The following is a 14,556-nucleotide window of genomic DNA, read 5'->3' on the forward strand; positions in this document are numbered from 1 at the left end:
TGATGGCCCTGGCACACAAGACAGCCAGTGCCAAGTTTGATAGAGTGTCCTTAGATGCCTGGCATCTTCTTTAAAAGACCTGAATAGTATTAGTCATCATGAAACAATTGAGCATTTTTAACCTGCGTAAAGCAACGTTGAGGCAGGTTTCCCTTAGATGTGCATCTCTCGCAATACCTATCGTTTTTGGATTTTCCCTGAGCAGTTGTGACGAAGATTTTCTGGAGCGGCAGCCCATTGATGCCATCACAGACGTCACCTTCTGGGAAACCGAGGAGCAGCTGAGGCAAGCTGTGAACGGGGTCTACGCTTCCCTGAAAGGCAAGAACTTCGCCGATATGGAGAACCTGGCAGACAATACCATTTACCCGCCCCGTTCAGACTATCAGTCTATCTCCAGCGGTAACTTTGATTTTACCGTGGGTACCCTCAACAGCGAGTGGACGGCGCAGTTTGATGGCATCCGGCGCTGCAACCATTTCCTGGAGAACTACTCAAAGGCCGAAGGAACCGTTAGTCCCGAAGTCCTGAACCAGTTTGTGGGGGAGGTTCGCTTCATGCGGGCTTTCCTCTATAGCTACCTTTCTTTCTTCTTTGGGGATGTGCCCCTGATTACCAAAACCCTGAACATAGGTGACCCTGAGATTTATGGTTCAAGAACACCGCGGGCAGAGATAGTTGATTTTATATTGGAGGAGCTGGACAAAGCCGCCCAGGGATTACCGGCAACTTATAACTCGGCCAATTTGGGTAGAATCACCAAAGGAGCCGCCCTGGGCTGGAAAGCCAGAGTTGCTTTGTTCTACGGCCGTTATGAGGTAGCAGAAGCCGCCGCAAAGGCTGTGATGGACCTGGGGGTATACCAACTGTACTCCAACGGAGATCCTGCCACCAGTTACCAGCAACTGTTTACCGATGCCGGTAAACTGGCCGCCGGTAAGAACAAAGAGACAATTTTGGCGAGGTTATTCCTGGAGAACGTTTCCATGCACAACATGAGCCGGGAAACGCTTGTGCCTGACCAGACCTCCCGTTTTAGCCCAACCAAGTCGTTGGTAGATGCCTACCTGGCCAGTGATGGTCTGCCTATCCAGAAGTCACCCCTTTACAGCGAAGCTACCTACGAAGACATCTTCAAGAACCGGGATCCTCGCATGACTCAGACCATCCTCACGCCGGGGACTCCATGGGGTGGGAAAGACGACGGAGACCAGGACGATAAACCCAATGCCGTTTTCAATCTTCCTAAATTCAACGCTGATAAGAAGGGCAGCGTGACGGGTACCGGATTTTATTTTATAAAGTATGTAGATCCGGGTGCGGTGGCTACCTATAACAAAGATGACAATGACATTCACCTGCTCCGTTATGCCGAAGTTCTGTTGACGTATGCCGAAGCCCGCTTAGAGCAAGGCAAACTGACTCAGCAGGACTTGGATATCACCATTAATAAACTGCGGGACCGCGTGGGCATGGTGCACATGAACATGGACGAACTAGCCGCTAATGGGTTAGACCTACGCGAAGAGATTAGGAGAGAGCGCAGGGTGGAACTGGCCCGGGAAGGACAAAGGTATTTTGATATCTTGCGCTGGAAGCAGGGAGACCTTCTGGCCCAGGATGTAAAAGGAGTGAAAAAGAGCCTGATCCCAAGCTGGGCCCAGTCGTACGTTGCCGGCTACCCTACAGATGAGAACGGATACCTGATCATTAACACCGGCAGAAGGTTTGATCCGGCTAAGAATTACCTCTGGCCCGTTCCTTTCACCCAATTACAGCAAAACCCTAACCTGGGGCAGAACCCGGGCTGGTAATAATCTATGAGATCGTTCCTTCTTTATTTGTTAACAGGAGTCACCCTTTGGGCGGCTTCCTGTGCTAATACCTCCAGGTCCTTGGGCCCTGAGCCAGGGCCTACTCCTGTAGCGCAGAATGCTTCCTCGCTAACGGTGATGGCGTACAACATTCACCACTGTAATCCTCCCTCTAAACCAGAGGTGATAGACTTGGCGGCTATTGTGAACACCATACGGAAGCAAAAGCCAGATTTAGTGGCGCTGCAGGAGGTAGATGTGCGCACAGAGCGGTCCGGGAACGTACACCAGGCAGAAGAGATTGCCAAAAGGCTGGGCATGCATTTTTTCTTTGGCAAAGCGATAGACCACCAGGGCGGCGAGTACGGGGTAGCCCTCCTGTCCAGGTATCCTTTGTCTGAGACAGTGGTTCACCGGCTGCCTACCAAGGCTGAGACCAAAGGTGAACCGCGGGTGTTGGCCACCGCCAAGGTGACGCTGCCAGACGGAACCAGCCTTCGGTTTGGCAGTACCCACCTAGATGCCCAAAGAGACTCCGTAAACCGGGAACTCCAGATAAGGGAAATTGTGAAAATCGCCTCAGGGGAACCGCTCCCGTTTCTGCTGGCCGGTGATTTCAACGCCACTCCTGGCTCTGGCACCGTCAATCTGCTGGACCAAGCCTTTACCCGTACCTGCCAGCAGTGCGCCCCCACCATTCCGGTCCTGAAACCAACCAAAGCCATTGATTTTATCGCGTACAGGCACCCGGCGGGCAAGTTCTTAGTGAGCAGCCATACGGTTGTTCCAGAGACGTATGCCTCTGATCACCTGCCGGTGGTAGCTGTTATCCGGGTCCAGAATTGAGTAGGGCGGGCGGGTCCTTTTAGACATAACCGCTTGTCCTCCTACACTGGCACGCCGTATGGCCCCGGTGACCTGCTTCGCGCCATTCATGCGCTTTTTACAATCGTTCGCACCCATCATCTACATATTAATTCCTCCAGAGAAACAGCTTAGCAAGACAGTACATGAAAAAATCAGTTCTATTAGCCGGCAGCCTGCTCATGGCCTGGGCAGTACAGGCCCAATCTACGGTAAACGGGTACGTTTATGAAGATGTCAACGGCAATGGCCGGAAAGACAAACGCGAAAAAGGAATCCAGAAAGTAGCCGTGACCAATGGCCGCGAAGTAACCCTGACGGATGCAAAAGGAAAGTACACCCTGCCGGTAGGGCAGGATAACATTATCTCGGTGATTAAACCCAGCGGCTATAACGTGCGCCTCAACTCCGCTAATCTGCCGCAGTTCTACTACATCCACAAACCACAGGGTTCCCCAGCCCTCAAGTTCAAAGGCGTGGCCCCCACCGGACCGCTCCCTAAATCCGTGGACTTTGCGCTTGCTCCGGCCCAGGAAGGCGATGAGTTCACGATGTTGCTCTTCGGCGATCCGCAGCCCTATACAGAGCAGGAAGTGGATTTCTTTGCCCGCGGCATTGTGGCCGAGGTAGAGGGCATCAAGAATGTACCCTTCGGGTTAAGCCTGGGTGATCTGGTGGGCAATGACCTTAAATTATTCAACCCCTACATCAAAGCCGTGAAGAAGGTGGGCATTCCCTGGTACAACCTCATGGGCAACCACGACATTAACTTTGATGCCAAAGCCGATTCATTGGCTGACGAAACCTACGAGGCGCACTTTGGCCCGGCCAACTACGCCTTCAACTACGGCAAGGTACACTTCATTGTATTGGACGATGTGTTGTACCCAGACCCCAGAGACGGCAAAAGCTACTGGGGCGGGTTCCGGAAAGACCAGCTGGATTTTGTGGAGAATGACCTGAAACTGGTGCCCAAAGACCATCTGGTGGTGCTAGCCTTTCACATCCCGCTCAGCGAGCCCGATGGGGATGCTTTCCGTGACGAGGATCGGCAACGTCTCTTTGACTTGCTCAAAGACCATCCGCATACGCTTTCCCTCTCAGCGCACACGCACTTGCAGAAGCAGGATTTCTTTTCCAAGGCGGAAGGCTGGCACCAGGATAAACCACACCACCATTACAACGCAGGCACCACCTCCGGAGACTGGTACTCGGGCAAGCTGGACCAGAACGGAGTGCCTGAGTCTACCATGCGCGATGGCACGCCCAAGGGCTACGCTTTCCTCCATTTCAAAGGCAGCCAATACACCATTGACTACAAAGTAGCCAACCAACCCAAGGAATACCAGATGGATCTGTTCCTGCCCAAGGTGGTGGCCAGGGGGAGGAATACCTCGGCCGGTGTTTTCGTCAATTTCTTCATGGGAAGCGAGCGGGACACGGTCTTATACCGGGTAGATGACGGCCCCTGGAAACCCATGGCTTTTCAAAGCGACTATGATCCGGCCTTCCTGCACAAGCTGCACGAATGGGACCTTGCCGAGGAACTGATGCCCGGGCGGAGACCCTCTAACCCAGCCAAAAGCCAGCACCTGTGGAGGGGCAATATTCCTACCAACCTGAGCGTGGGGGAGCATGCCATTGAAGTAAAAGCCACGGACATGTTTGGCCGCACCTTTACCCAAAAAGGCCGCTACCGCATTGAAGAACCCAAACAGGTTCAGTAGGTCAACTTCTTTCACGGAACCAGAAACTGGGTTCAGGGCAGGCAGGTAATCTTCTGCCCGCTCTGAACCCAGTACTGTGAATGGGGGGCGTGCTATCAGTTACGTCGTACGAGTTACTTACATACAGAGAACTCCCGCGCCAGGGCGGAAATGGACCAAAGCCGGGGAATGGCTTCTATGGTTTACCGCCTGCGGAACCGGGGCTGGTAAGAAGCCTTGGGCTTGGCAAGGGCCTGTAGTTTGCTCACTTCGGCAGGGGTAAGCGGCCTGAACTCACCCGGCTGCAAATCTCCTAGTTGCAGCGGGCCAATGGCTACCCGTACCAACCGAAGCGTGGGAAACCCTACGGCCGCGGTCATCTTGCGCACCTGGCGGTTCATGCCCTGGCTGATTTTGATTTCCACCCAAGTGGTGGGAATGTTGGCCCGGAACCGGATGGGCCTGGAGCGCTCCCAAAAGGCAACATCTTCCAGGAGCCTGGCTTTGGCCGGGGCGGTCTTCTTGCCCTGGATGACTACGCCCCGTTCTAATTGGTCCAAGGCTTCATCAGTGGGTACGCCTTCCACCTGCACCCAATAGGTTTTCTCCACCTTGAACTTAGGGTCTGAGAGGCGGTGCTGCAGTTGTTTGTCGTCGGTGAGCAGGACCAGGCCTTCGCTGTCATAGTCCAGGCGGCCCACCGGGTATACGTTGGGCACTTGCACATAGTCTTTCAAGGTGCGGCGGCCCGTTTCATCGGTGAACTGGGTGAGGACTTCAAACGGCTTGTTGAGGAGAAGGTAATGCACGGGCGTTAGGGATTGTGGAGAGGACAAAGGTACGGCTTTACGGTGGCTTGGGCTAATCTGACCGCAGAGGGCTAATCGTGCCCTGGTCCCGTTTTTAACCCCATTTTGCCAAAACAGGCCCGAAACGGTTTTGCCTTTTGTGCGTTCCCGGCACCTGGTGCGCCCGGCCGGTTTCACCGAAGCCTGAGCCGCAGGTACTGGAAGGTATTGCTGGGCATTCCGTTTTCGGCGGCCATGAATTCCACGGGCGTTACCTGCAGCAAGATGGCGTGGTCAGATTCCCAGACAAAGTCGCGGGGTGCCCAGACCTGTTGGTCCAGCTCCAGGAACTTCCGCACGGTAAACGACCCATCGCCTTGGGCCGATGGCGTTACCTGCCACACCTGCACGCCGTTGGGTACGCCCTCCAGTCCGTACGGCAAAGACAAATTGGCCAGGTACCGCTGGCCGGGGGACAGCACCGGGTCAGACCAGGTGGTGGTCACCGTACCGGTGGCTTGGTTGATCAGGTAGCCTTCATAGTGTTCCCAGAAGGCACCCGTGACCAGGTAGTGCCCAATGGTGGGGTATTGCCCGGCGTATCGGAACTCCCTGGCGTCTACCTCATCTGTGCCCACCAGGGTGTCGGTGAATACCACGTAGGGCTGCGCCAACCGGCGGGTAGGAATCCGGAGAACGCCTTGCTTCTTCCGGATGAGGAGGGTGTCTTGCCGGAACGGGTCGTTGAACCGGCTTTTGGCCGCGTCAAATTGGGCCGAGGTGGCTTGCTCTATCCTGAAGTGGGGGTGGGGCTGCGCAGAGTCACGTGCGGCAGGCGGCTGCGCAATGGCGGCCGGCTTGGCGGGGGTACCGGCCACATTGGCTGGCTGGTCGCAGCCTGGCCCAAGAAGAGCAAGCATTCCGAAGATCAGATGCCGCATCACTGGTAGTAAGGGGTAGGTCTGGGGCATGAGGCGCACCGCTGTTTTGGGGCAAGGTACCAAAAACGGCTCAGAAACAGAGCCGGAACCAGGCTGGGTTTGGGCGGCAGAGCCGTAAGGCTTTTTCCTGCGTATAAAAAGCATGACCAAGGTGAGGGGGAGCATTTCTTCCCCGCTGGTCTAAACGCAATTGCCAAGACCCCAAACCCACTAACAGGCAACACTATGAAAAAGGTATTAGCATACGGAGCCGCTTTACAACTGCTGTTCCTGGTAGGCTGCAACTCTGGCCCTAAACCCAAAGAAGCCGAGGTAGCCCCCACAGCCACCGAAGACCGGGACCCCTCGGTGCGGGCCCAGGACTATGAAACCGGCGCCGCCGATAACCGCGCCGACACCATGGCGCCCCAGGTTGATTCCTCGGCTGCCGCCGCCACTACCGGCCCATAAGCTGTAATCAAAAAGGCCGCCTGTTTGGGGCGGCCTTTTTGATTACAGCGTACCGAAGAAGCGGCGCAGGGCCCATTCACTACAGGCCAAGGCCAGCAGCAGGAAATAGAACCACGGCTGCTCAATCAGGTCTTTCTCTTCTTCCTGGCTGCGCAGCACGGTCTTAAAATTGGCTTTGAGCAGATCCTGTTCCAGCTGCGCCAGTTGGGTGGGGTAGTACAGGCGGGTCTCAGAGCGCTGTGCCAATTGGTGAAGCAGGTCATGGTCGGCCACGGCCAGCAGCGATTCCAGGTTTTGCTCCTGTACCACAAACTCCCCATTGTCGGTGTAGTTCTGGTTTTCTACCCGCGCCGAGGCGGCGTAGCGGTACACGCCGGCCGGTAAGTTGCCCAGGCGCAGGCCTTCGCCCCCTTGTTCGTGGCGGAACCGGTGACGGGTTTGCCTGCCACCCTCGTGGGTGAGGGTGAGGGCAATGTCCTGTCCGAAGATTTCTTCCTGCACGGCATTGAAGACATCGGCCTGCAGGGCCACGCCTTCAGACACTTCAAACTCATCCTTCACCGGGTACACGTGCAGCCGCTTCTGGTTGCGCCGGTTGGCCAGCAGTTGAACCATGTGCGTCATCAGCTCATCATAAATCTGCGAGTTGCCGTGGTCTGCGGCCTCGGTGAGGCGCCACTGCCAGCTGCCATCGGTGAGCAGGACCGCCGTGGGCGCGGCGGAAGTGGCTTTGTAGAGCAGGAGCGGTTTGGTGGTGCGCACGGGGCCCACCTGCTGGTACAGGACCACTTCTGCCCCGGCCCCCACGCTCCAGTCCCCGAAGGTAACGGCGGTGGGAGGCCAGGTCCGGATGCGAGTTTGGGCAATAGGCTCGGTAGAGAAACGCCGGAAAGTTTGGTTGAGTACCGGTTGCACCTCATCATACTGCACCGAAGGGCGGCCCAGCTGCACGCCGGCCTGCAGCGCGTTGAAGGCGTTGTAGTCTGACTGGGCACCCAGGATGTAGAAGGTAGGCACCCTGGCAGCCCGCAGCCGACGGAGCCAGTCGGTACCCAGGCCGGCCAGGTTGGGGATCTGGTGCAGCACGGCGGCGTCATAGGGCGTTTTGAACGAAGGGCTCTGGAAAGGACCCAGCACCACTTCCACGTCCAGGAGCGGGTTGGTGAGCAGGGCGCTGCGCAGGGCTTTGATGTCGGGGTGCGGAGCCGCGGCGGCCACCAGCACCTTCAGTTTGCCTTTGATCACCTCCAGGTAAGCGTGGCGCCGGTTGTTGAGGTTGGTGAACTCGCCGGTTAAGGGTTGCACCAGCACTTCATAATGTTTCTTGCCCGGCTGGGCCGCCGTGACCTGGAACGTGGTCTCCAGGGAGCCGCCGTTGCGGGGCAGGGCCACCGTCTTCCGCTGCACGGTTCTGCCGTTTTCCTGCAGTAATACGGTTACGCTGCTGCCCCTGAATCCATTGTGCCGCACCCGGGCCAGGATGGGGAAAGACGTGCCGGTATAGTTGATCTTGTTATACTGCACCTCCTCCAGCACCACATCGCGTTTGGGCACGGTGTCGCCCAGGGCCAGGGGGTAAATGGGAGCGGCGTAGGTTTGGAATGTGGGAGTAGGGCCTTGGTTGTGAATGCCGTCTGAGATCAGGATGGTGGCCGCCAGGTTCTGGGTGCGGAAGGCCCGGTCCCCTTTCTCCAGAAGGCCATGCAGGTTGGTAATGGGAGCCCTGAAGGAAGCATCGGCTAAGGAACCAAGCAGGGTATCACCGGCCTGGAACGAGTGCCGCACCACCTCAATGTCTTTTTGGGCCAGGCGCTCGGCCAGTTGGTCCAGTTCGCGAAGGGTGCGGTCTAGCGCGTCTTTGCCCGTGAACAGCCCCACCGACTGCGAGTTGTCCAGGGCCAGCACCACTTTGGGTTTCACCTCTTCCTGCTTAATGCGGCGGGTGTACGGCTCCAGCAGCAGAAAGCACACCAAGGCCACCAGCAGAGCCCGCAGCGCCGCCAGGAGCCAGCGCAGCCCCGTGGGCCAGGGACCGCCCCTGCGGTACATAAACCAGGAAACGCCAATTCCTGCGGCCAGACACAGCAAGGCCAGCCAGGGCGAGTACGCAGTATGAAGTTGGAGTGATTGCACAAGCGGTGAGTTAAGTCACAGGATCAAGCAGCAAGATAAAAGAAGTAGGCTTAAGTCAAGCGGTACCGCCCCGCTTAACCGCTTTATTTCTAAACTAGTCCGCCCCGCAGGTTATTGCCTATACCACGTTTTCAGCCCCTTTTCCTTGAAATAAGCCTGAAAGGGGAGAAAGGTTTGTCGCTCGCCTGCTTTGACGCACGGAGTTTGAAAGCCTTTCAAGTCTTGAGCAGGTAGGGCTTTCATACTACCAAAGGAGCAAGGGCTTGTTACTTTTTTACCCCTCGCTCGCCTCCGGCGAGTGTGAGTGATTGGGCGGCGTCTCGCCGCTGGGGACACTGCAATCAAAACTCCCGCAACGCGGCCTGAGGCCGCCCCATAGCGCACACTCGCCGGAGGCGAGCGAGGGACAAAGCCGGTAGTGGAGCCTGCTCAGCCACAAATACCAGCATCAAAATCAAAAAACAAATGACAAACCCAGATCGCTGCGGCACTCAAAATGTGAAACCCCAAAGCGCTTTGGAAGGCAGCAGGCATAGGCTTACAAAGCAGTAGACACAAGCTTACTGTTTTATGGCTGTTTTAACGAAAATTGCCGCAAAACAACACCCTCAACCAACCGGTAGCCGCAGCCCTGATTTGTTAGGAACTACCAGCGACTTCTCGTGCCAAAATGAAAAAAGCCGATGTCAGTTTATACCAACATCGGCTTTCCAGGAAGGGCAATTCCCAATTCTTAATTCCTAATTCTTAATTCCCAATTCTTAATTGAAACTAGGTGAGCATGCCGCCGTCTACCTGCAGGGTTTGGCCGGTAACGTAGGCCGACAGGTCTGAGGCCAGGAACACGGCGGCGTTGGCCACGTCTTCGGGTTGGCCGCCGCGCTTGAGCGGAATGGCTTTGCGCCACTCGGCTACCACGTTGGCGTCCAGTTCATCGGTCATGTCGGTCTCAATGAAGCCCGGGGCGATGGCGTTGCTGCGGATGTTTCTTGAACCCAGTTCCAGCGCCACTGATTTGGTGAACCCAATGATGCCCGCTTTGGAGGCGGCGTAGTTGGCCTGCCCGGCGTTGCCTTTGATGCCCACCACAGAGGTCATGTTAATGATAGAGCCGCTCTTGGCGCGCATCATGTGCTTGGTGGCCGCTTTGGTTAAGTTGAATACCGATTTCAGGTTGGTGTTGATCACGGCGTCCCACTGCTCCTCGTTCATGCGCATGAGCAGGCCGTCTTTGGTGATGCCCGCGTTGTTCACCAGCACGTCCAGCTTCCCGAAGTCTTTCACCACGTTTTCCACCAGCTGCTCGGCCTGGGCAAAGTCTGAGGCGTCTGAGCGGTAGCCTTTGGCCTGAATGCCGTACTCGGCCAGCTCATGCTCCAGTGCCTGGCCTTTCTCCACGCTGGAGAGGTAGGTAAAGGCTACATGGGCGCCCATTTCGGCATACTTCTTCGCAATGGCCCGGCCAATGCCCTTAGAGGCGCCGGTAACCAAGGCAATCTTTCCTTCCAGTAATTTCATAATGCTTCGTTAAAGGGCGCCCGCTGCGTAAGAGGCGTGCCCCGGTTTCTGGGGGCCAAATATACTAATTGCCAACGGGAGCCAAAGAGCCCGACCCAGGTTTTCAAAAAGCCGCCGCCGTTTTGAAGCCTTTTTGCGGAAAAGGGCCCCAAAACGGCGGCGGAAGAAAGGGGGCGGAAAGGCAGGAATAGGCGGGTCCGGCCAACCTTACTTGCAGAAGCGCTTGAGCAGGGCATTCACTTCGGCGGAGCCCAGTTCAAAGGCCTTCTGCCAGTCGGCGCAGGCGGCCTTGCGGTTTTTGAGGGTGTGGTGCAGCACGCCCCGGTTATAGTAGGCCTGCACCAGACTGGCGTCGTGGGAAATGGCTTTGTCATAGTCTTCCATGGCCTGGGGATATTTTTTCTGCCGCATCCTGAGGTTGGCACGGTTGAGGTACGCCACTGAGTAGTCTTCCTGCAGGGCAATGGCCTGGCTGAAATCCTGCTCGGCGCCTTTCAGGTCTTTGAGGCGGGCCCGATTGAGGCCCCGGTTGTTGTAGGCCTTGGCGTAGCTGGGCTGGTGCTGGATGGCCTGGTTGTAATCGGCGATGGACTCGCGGTACTGGCCCCGGTTCTGCTTGATGTCGCCCCGGAACTTGTACGACTCGGCATCGGTGGGCTCCAAGGTGATGGCTTGCGTGAAATCGGCGTAGGCGCCGTTGAAATCGTCCATCTCGTACTTGGCCACGCCACGCAGGCGGTAGAGGCTGCCATCGTCGGGCTTTTTGGCTATGGCGGCGTCGTACTCGCGCACGGCCCCAATGAAATCGCTCTTGCTGGCCCGCTCCATGCCTTCTTTGTAGTGGGTCTTGGCGGTTTTACAGCTGCCCGCCAGCAGCAGGAGCACCAGTGAAAAGAGGTAAAATCGTACCCCGGTTTGGGTTGGGTTGAACGGTTGCATAGGTAAGTCTAACTCCTGCTTCATACTGAATTTAGTAGAATATAGTTATAGGTGCATATATTTTGCGGGCCTGCTCATGCCCCGCCCCGCGGCAGGGTTGAGGCCGAAAGGAAAACTCGGCGGCAGCTCATAAAAACACGGCTGGTAGGTTAAAAGGCTTGTAGGTGAACAGTTTGCAGGCGGGTTTTGCCTGCGGGCAGCCCCGCCCAGGAGCAGGGAAGAAGCAAAAGGATGTGCATGCTTTTGAACGGGTAAAAAAAATGAAACTTTTTGGCCACAAATAAGTAATAGGAGTGCCTTTTTCTGGGTAGTCCTGTTTTGAGTTATCCAACCTAGCAATACCCGTGCCTTGATGCCCTTACCAGATGCGTTGTCTACTTCCTTGAATACCTCTTCCGCCTTCTCTGTCTTCACGTCTGCCCAGCGGCAGGTGCGGCAAAAGCTCATGGCCGGTGCCTCTTTGTTTGAGGTGGTAGATGCCATCATTCTCACCCTGGAGGCGGCTTTCCCAGACGTGCTGGCCTCGGTGCTGTTGCTGGACCCCGCTACCAACCAACTCCGGCACCTGAGCGCCCCCAGCCTGCCCCCGGCCTACGCCAAAGCCATTGACGGGGTCATGGTAGGGCCCATGGTGGGTTCCTGCGGCGCGGCGGCTTTCTCCAAAAAACGCATTGTGGTGGAAAGTATTGCCGAAGACCCCCGGTGGGCCAATTTGCAGGAAGCGCTGGCGCATGGCCTGCAGGCCTGCTGGTCCCAGCCCATTGTCTCGGCCCAGGATGACACCGTGCTGGGCACCTTCGCCCTGTACTACAAGGCGGCCCGCCGGCCCACCGAAGACGAGCTGCAGTTGCTGGAAACGGCCGCCGACCTGGCAGGCACCGCCATTGAGTGGGAGCACGTGCTGGCCGAGCGCAAAGCCCTGGAACGCGAACTGCAAGCCTCCAACACCGCGCTCAGGACCTTGAACACCCAGCTGGAGAACAAAATCACGGAGCGTACCGCCGAACTGGAGAAACAGCACTACCTCACCAAAACCATCACCGACAACGCCACCGGGGCGCTCTTCATGATGGATGCCACCGGGTACTGTACTTTCATGAACCCGGCCGCCGTGGAAATGGTGGGCTACACCTTTGAGGAGATCAGGCAGCAGCCGCTGCACTACATGATCCACCACCACCGGCCAGACGGTACGTTCTACCCGCTGGAAGAATGTCCCATTGACCGCGCCCTGCCCCAGAACTTTGACGTGCGGGCGCACGAAGACGTGTTCATCCACAAAGACGGCACGTACTTTCCCGTGCTGTGCGCCGCCAGCCCCATCTTTGACGACCACGGCGTGCCCATTTCCACCGTGATCGAGGTCCGGAACATCACCGAGGAGAAGAAGAACCAGCAGGAACTCTTGGACTCGGCCACCCGCATGCAGACCCTGCTGTCTGCCATGCCGCAGATTGCCTTTACCGCCACCCCGGCCGGGGAACTGGACTACGTGAACGGCAACTGGCGCGACTACACCGGCATGGGCAAAGACGAGGTGCTGGGGGAGGCGTGGGTCAATTCACTGCACCCAGATGACAGATCCCGGGCGGAAGCGGCCTGGGCCCACTCCCTCCAGACCGGCCAGGATTACGAGATTGAGTTCAGGGTGCGGCAGTGGACGGGCAACTACCGGTGGTACCTGGCCAGGGCCATCGCGCTGCGCAACCAGGAAGACCAGATCTTGAAATGGTTCGGCACGGCCACCGACATCCACGAGCAGAAGTTGCTCATTGAGCGGCTGGCCAGCACCCAGCAGGAGCTGCAGGCCATGAACACAGAGCTGAGCCAGAAGAACGCGGAACTGGAGCGCACCAACGCCGACCTGGACAATTTCATCTACGCCGCCTCGCATGACCTCAAAGCGCCCATCGCTAACCTGGAGGGGCTGGTGGCTGCCCTGCAGGATGAGCTCAGGGATCTGGTGCAGGAGCCTGGGGCGGTGGAGCCCCTGCTGGAAATGATGGAGAAATCCATTGTGCGGTTCAGAACCACCATTAACGAACTCACCGAGATCTCCAAGGTGCAGAAACAGGTAGACAAACCGCATGAGCAGGTAGAGATTGGGGAACTGGTAGATGAGTTTACCCTGGAGAACGCTGAGCTGATCGCTAAATACAAGGCCCGGATCAAGACTCATTTCCCCGAGGTTTCCAGCCTGTGCTTCTCCCGTAAAAACCTGCGCAGCGTGCTGTACAACCTGCTCACCAACGCCATCAAATACCACCACCCCACCCGCACCCCGGAGGTAAAAATCAGCACCCGCCTCTACGGCGACAACGGCGTGCTGCTCACGGTAGAGGACAACGGCCTGGGCATAGAAGAACGCCACCTGGACCAGATCTTTGGCATGTTCAAGCGGGTGCACCAGCACGTGGAAGGCTCTGGGGTAGGCCTCTACATTGTAAAGCGCATTGTGGAGAATATTGGAGGAGAGATTTTGGTGCAGAGTACGGTAGGCGAGGGTACCCGCTTTGAGATCAGGTTGCCCAACGGAGCCGTCTGCCAGGCGTTCTAAACCGACCGGTTTTTGTAAAAAGACTGCGAAAAGGGACGGTCATATTAGGGCGTGCGAGAGAAAAACCGGGAGGCACTGCCAGATTTTTGTGTACTGCTAGGCTTTTGCCCGAAACCTGCTACATTTGGAGAGCCTCCTAAGGGGCAGTATCTTATTCCCAGACCTAAGCTGCTCAATCCATGAACCTGCCCAAATCCTTCCTTGTCCTGCTTGGCTGCTGCCTCCTGTTGGTGGCGGCGGTAATGGCGAAAAGCAAAAATTCAGTAACGCCGCCCGCCTGGGAAGGCACAGAGCGCAAGGGACCCGGCAAGACCGTTGTTTACCTGGTGCGGCACGCCGAAAAGGCCTCGGCCCAGACCATGATGTCTAGTGCCGCCATGGCCGAGGACCCCGAGCTGTCTCCGGCTGGGCAGGAGCGGGCGCAGGCGCTCAAAGCCAAGTTGGGCAAGAAACGCCCAGCTGCCCTGTTTGCCACCCCGTACCGCCGCACCCGCCAGACCCTGCAGCCCTTGGCCGAGGCCACCAACCTGGAGATTCACCCCTACGATGCCCGCAACGGCCAGGCCCTGGCGCAAAAGATCAGGCAGGAGTACGCCGGCAAAACGGTGGTGGTGGCGGGCCATTCCAACACGGTTTTGCCCTTGCTGGAAGCCCTGGGCGGCACCAAGCCCTTCCCCGAGATTGCCGACCACCATTATGATTACCTCTTCAAGGTAACCCTGCAGGAGAACAAACCCACCAAGGTAGAAGTAGCCACCTACGGCAAGCCCTCGGTGGCACCCGTGCATTAGGCCAGAGCCCCACTTACCAGCACAAGAAAACCCGTTTGGGGCCTGTTTTTTAGGA

11 protein-coding genes are annotated in these 14,556 nt (G+C 57.1%); 6 read left to right on the forward strand and 5 right to left on the reverse strand.

All coding sequences use genetic code 11. The annotated features are described in order from the left end of the window. Window positions 1-98 precede the first annotated feature (98 nt). From JT718_RS00530 to JT718_RS00540, 3 genes are all read left to right on the forward strand, one after another. Window positions 99-1,814 (forward strand): RagB/SusD family nutrient uptake outer membrane protein, encoded by a 1,716-nt coding sequence (locus tag JT718_RS00530; RefSeq protein ID WP_205499719.1) that lies wholly within the window; start codon window positions 99-101, stop codon window positions 1,812-1,814. A gap of 138 nt (window positions 1,815-1,952) precedes the next feature. Beyond that, entirely contained in the window at window positions 1,953-2,660 is a 708-nt protein-coding gene (locus JT718_RS00535; protein ID WP_240336847.1) for an endonuclease/exonuclease/phosphatase family protein, read from the forward strand. A 164-nt stretch (window positions 2,661-2,824) separates the two neighbouring features. Further along, window positions 2,825-4,405 carry a calcineurin-like phosphoesterase C-terminal domain-containing protein gene (locus JT718_RS00540; RefSeq protein WP_205499721.1) on the forward strand — a complete coding sequence of 527 codons (1,581 nt, stop codon included), beginning with the start codon at window positions 2,825-2,827 and terminating at the stop codon, window positions 4,403-4,405. A 182-nt stretch (window positions 4,406-4,587) separates the two neighbouring features. On the opposite strand, the gene JT718_RS00545 is transcribed toward JT718_RS00540, so the two are convergent. Next, window positions 4,588-5,193 (reverse strand): pseudouridine synthase, encoded by a 606-nt coding sequence (locus tag JT718_RS00545; RefSeq protein ID WP_205499722.1) that lies wholly within the window; start codon window positions 5,191-5,193, stop codon window positions 4,588-4,590. A gap of 173 nt (window positions 5,194-5,366) precedes the next feature. Further along, the gene (locus tag JT718_RS00550) at window positions 5,367-6,143 is read right to left on the reverse strand and encodes a hypothetical protein (RefSeq protein ID WP_205499723.1); all 777 of its coding nucleotides are present in this window, start codon (window positions 6,141-6,143) and stop codon (window positions 5,367-5,369) included. 195 nt (window positions 6,144-6,338) lie between these two features. Here JT718_RS00550 and JT718_RS00555 point away from each other — a divergent pair, with 195 nt between their 5' ends. Then, a complete protein-coding gene (locus JT718_RS00555; protein ID WP_205499724.1) occupies window positions 6,339-6,563 on the forward strand; it encodes a hypothetical protein in 225 nt (74 codons plus the stop codon). A gap of 42 nt (window positions 6,564-6,605) precedes the next feature. On the opposite strand, the gene JT718_RS00560 is transcribed toward JT718_RS00555, so the two are convergent. From JT718_RS00560 to JT718_RS00570, 3 genes are all read right to left on the reverse strand, one after another. Beyond that, window positions 6,606-8,696 (reverse strand): VWA domain-containing protein, encoded by a 2,091-nt coding sequence (locus tag JT718_RS00560; RefSeq protein ID WP_205499725.1) that lies wholly within the window; start codon window positions 8,694-8,696, stop codon window positions 6,606-6,608. A gap of 771 nt (window positions 8,697-9,467) precedes the next feature. Further along, window positions 9,468-10,214, reverse strand: coding sequence for a 3-oxoacyl-[acyl-carrier-protein] reductase (fabG, locus tag JT718_RS00565; RefSeq protein WP_205499726.1), 747 nt, complete (start codon window positions 10,212-10,214; stop codon window positions 9,468-9,470). A 207-nt stretch (window positions 10,215-10,421) separates the two neighbouring features. Continuing rightward, window positions 10,422-11,177 (reverse strand): tetratricopeptide repeat protein, encoded by a 756-nt coding sequence (locus JT718_RS00570; protein WP_205499727.1) that lies wholly within the window; start codon window positions 11,175-11,177, stop codon window positions 10,422-10,424. A 328-nt stretch (window positions 11,178-11,505) separates the two neighbouring features. On the opposite strand from JT718_RS00570, the gene JT718_RS00575 reads away from it, so the two are divergent. Continuing rightward, window positions 11,506-13,710, forward strand: coding sequence for a PAS domain-containing sensor histidine kinase (locus JT718_RS00575; protein ID WP_205499728.1), 2,205 nt, complete (start codon window positions 11,506-11,508; stop codon window positions 13,708-13,710). A gap of 179 nt (window positions 13,711-13,889) precedes the next feature. Continuing rightward, the gene (locus JT718_RS00580) at window positions 13,890-14,501 is read left to right on the forward strand and encodes a SixA phosphatase family protein (protein ID WP_205499729.1); all 612 of its coding nucleotides are present in this window, start codon (window positions 13,890-13,892) and stop codon (window positions 14,499-14,501) included. The last annotated feature ends 55 nt before the right edge of the window (window positions 14,502-14,556 follow it).

This window comes from Rufibacter psychrotolerans (genome assembly GCF_016924645.1).
Classification (GTDB): domain Bacteria; phylum Bacteroidota; class Bacteroidia; order Cytophagales; family Hymenobacteraceae; genus Nibribacter; species Nibribacter psychrotolerans.

Excerpts from the sequence above, each read along its gene's own strand:
- JT718_RS00550 (WP_205499723.1), bottom strand. The coding sequence starts at position 6,143 with ATGCCCCAGACCTACCCCTTACTACCAGTGATGCGGCATCTGATCTTC.
- JT718_RS00535 (WP_240336847.1), top strand. The coding sequence starts at position 1,953 with ATGGCGTACAACATTCACCACTGTAATCCTCCCTCTAAACCAGAGGTG.
- JT718_RS00570 (WP_205499727.1), bottom strand. The coding sequence starts at position 11,177 with ATGAAGCAGGAGTTAGACTTACCTATGCAACCGTTCAACCCAACCCAA.
- JT718_RS00530 (WP_205499719.1), top strand. The coding sequence starts at position 99 with ATGAAACAATTGAGCATTTTTAACCTGCGTAAAGCAACGTTGAGGCAG.
- JT718_RS00580 (WP_205499729.1), top strand. The coding sequence starts at position 13,890 with ATGAACCTGCCCAAATCCTTCCTTGTCCTGCTTGGCTGCTGCCTCCTG.
- fabG (WP_205499726.1), bottom strand. The coding sequence starts at position 10,214 with ATGAAATTACTGGAAGGAAAGATTGCCTTGGTTACCGGCGCCTCTAAG.
- JT718_RS00540 (WP_205499721.1), top strand. The coding sequence starts at position 2,825 with ATGAAAAAATCAGTTCTATTAGCCGGCAGCCTGCTCATGGCCTGGGCA.
- JT718_RS00575 (WP_205499728.1), top strand. The coding sequence starts at position 11,506 with ATGCCCTTACCAGATGCGTTGTCTACTTCCTTGAATACCTCTTCCGCC.
- JT718_RS00555 (WP_205499724.1), top strand. The coding sequence starts at position 6,339 with ATGAAAAAGGTATTAGCATACGGAGCCGCTTTACAACTGCTGTTCCTG.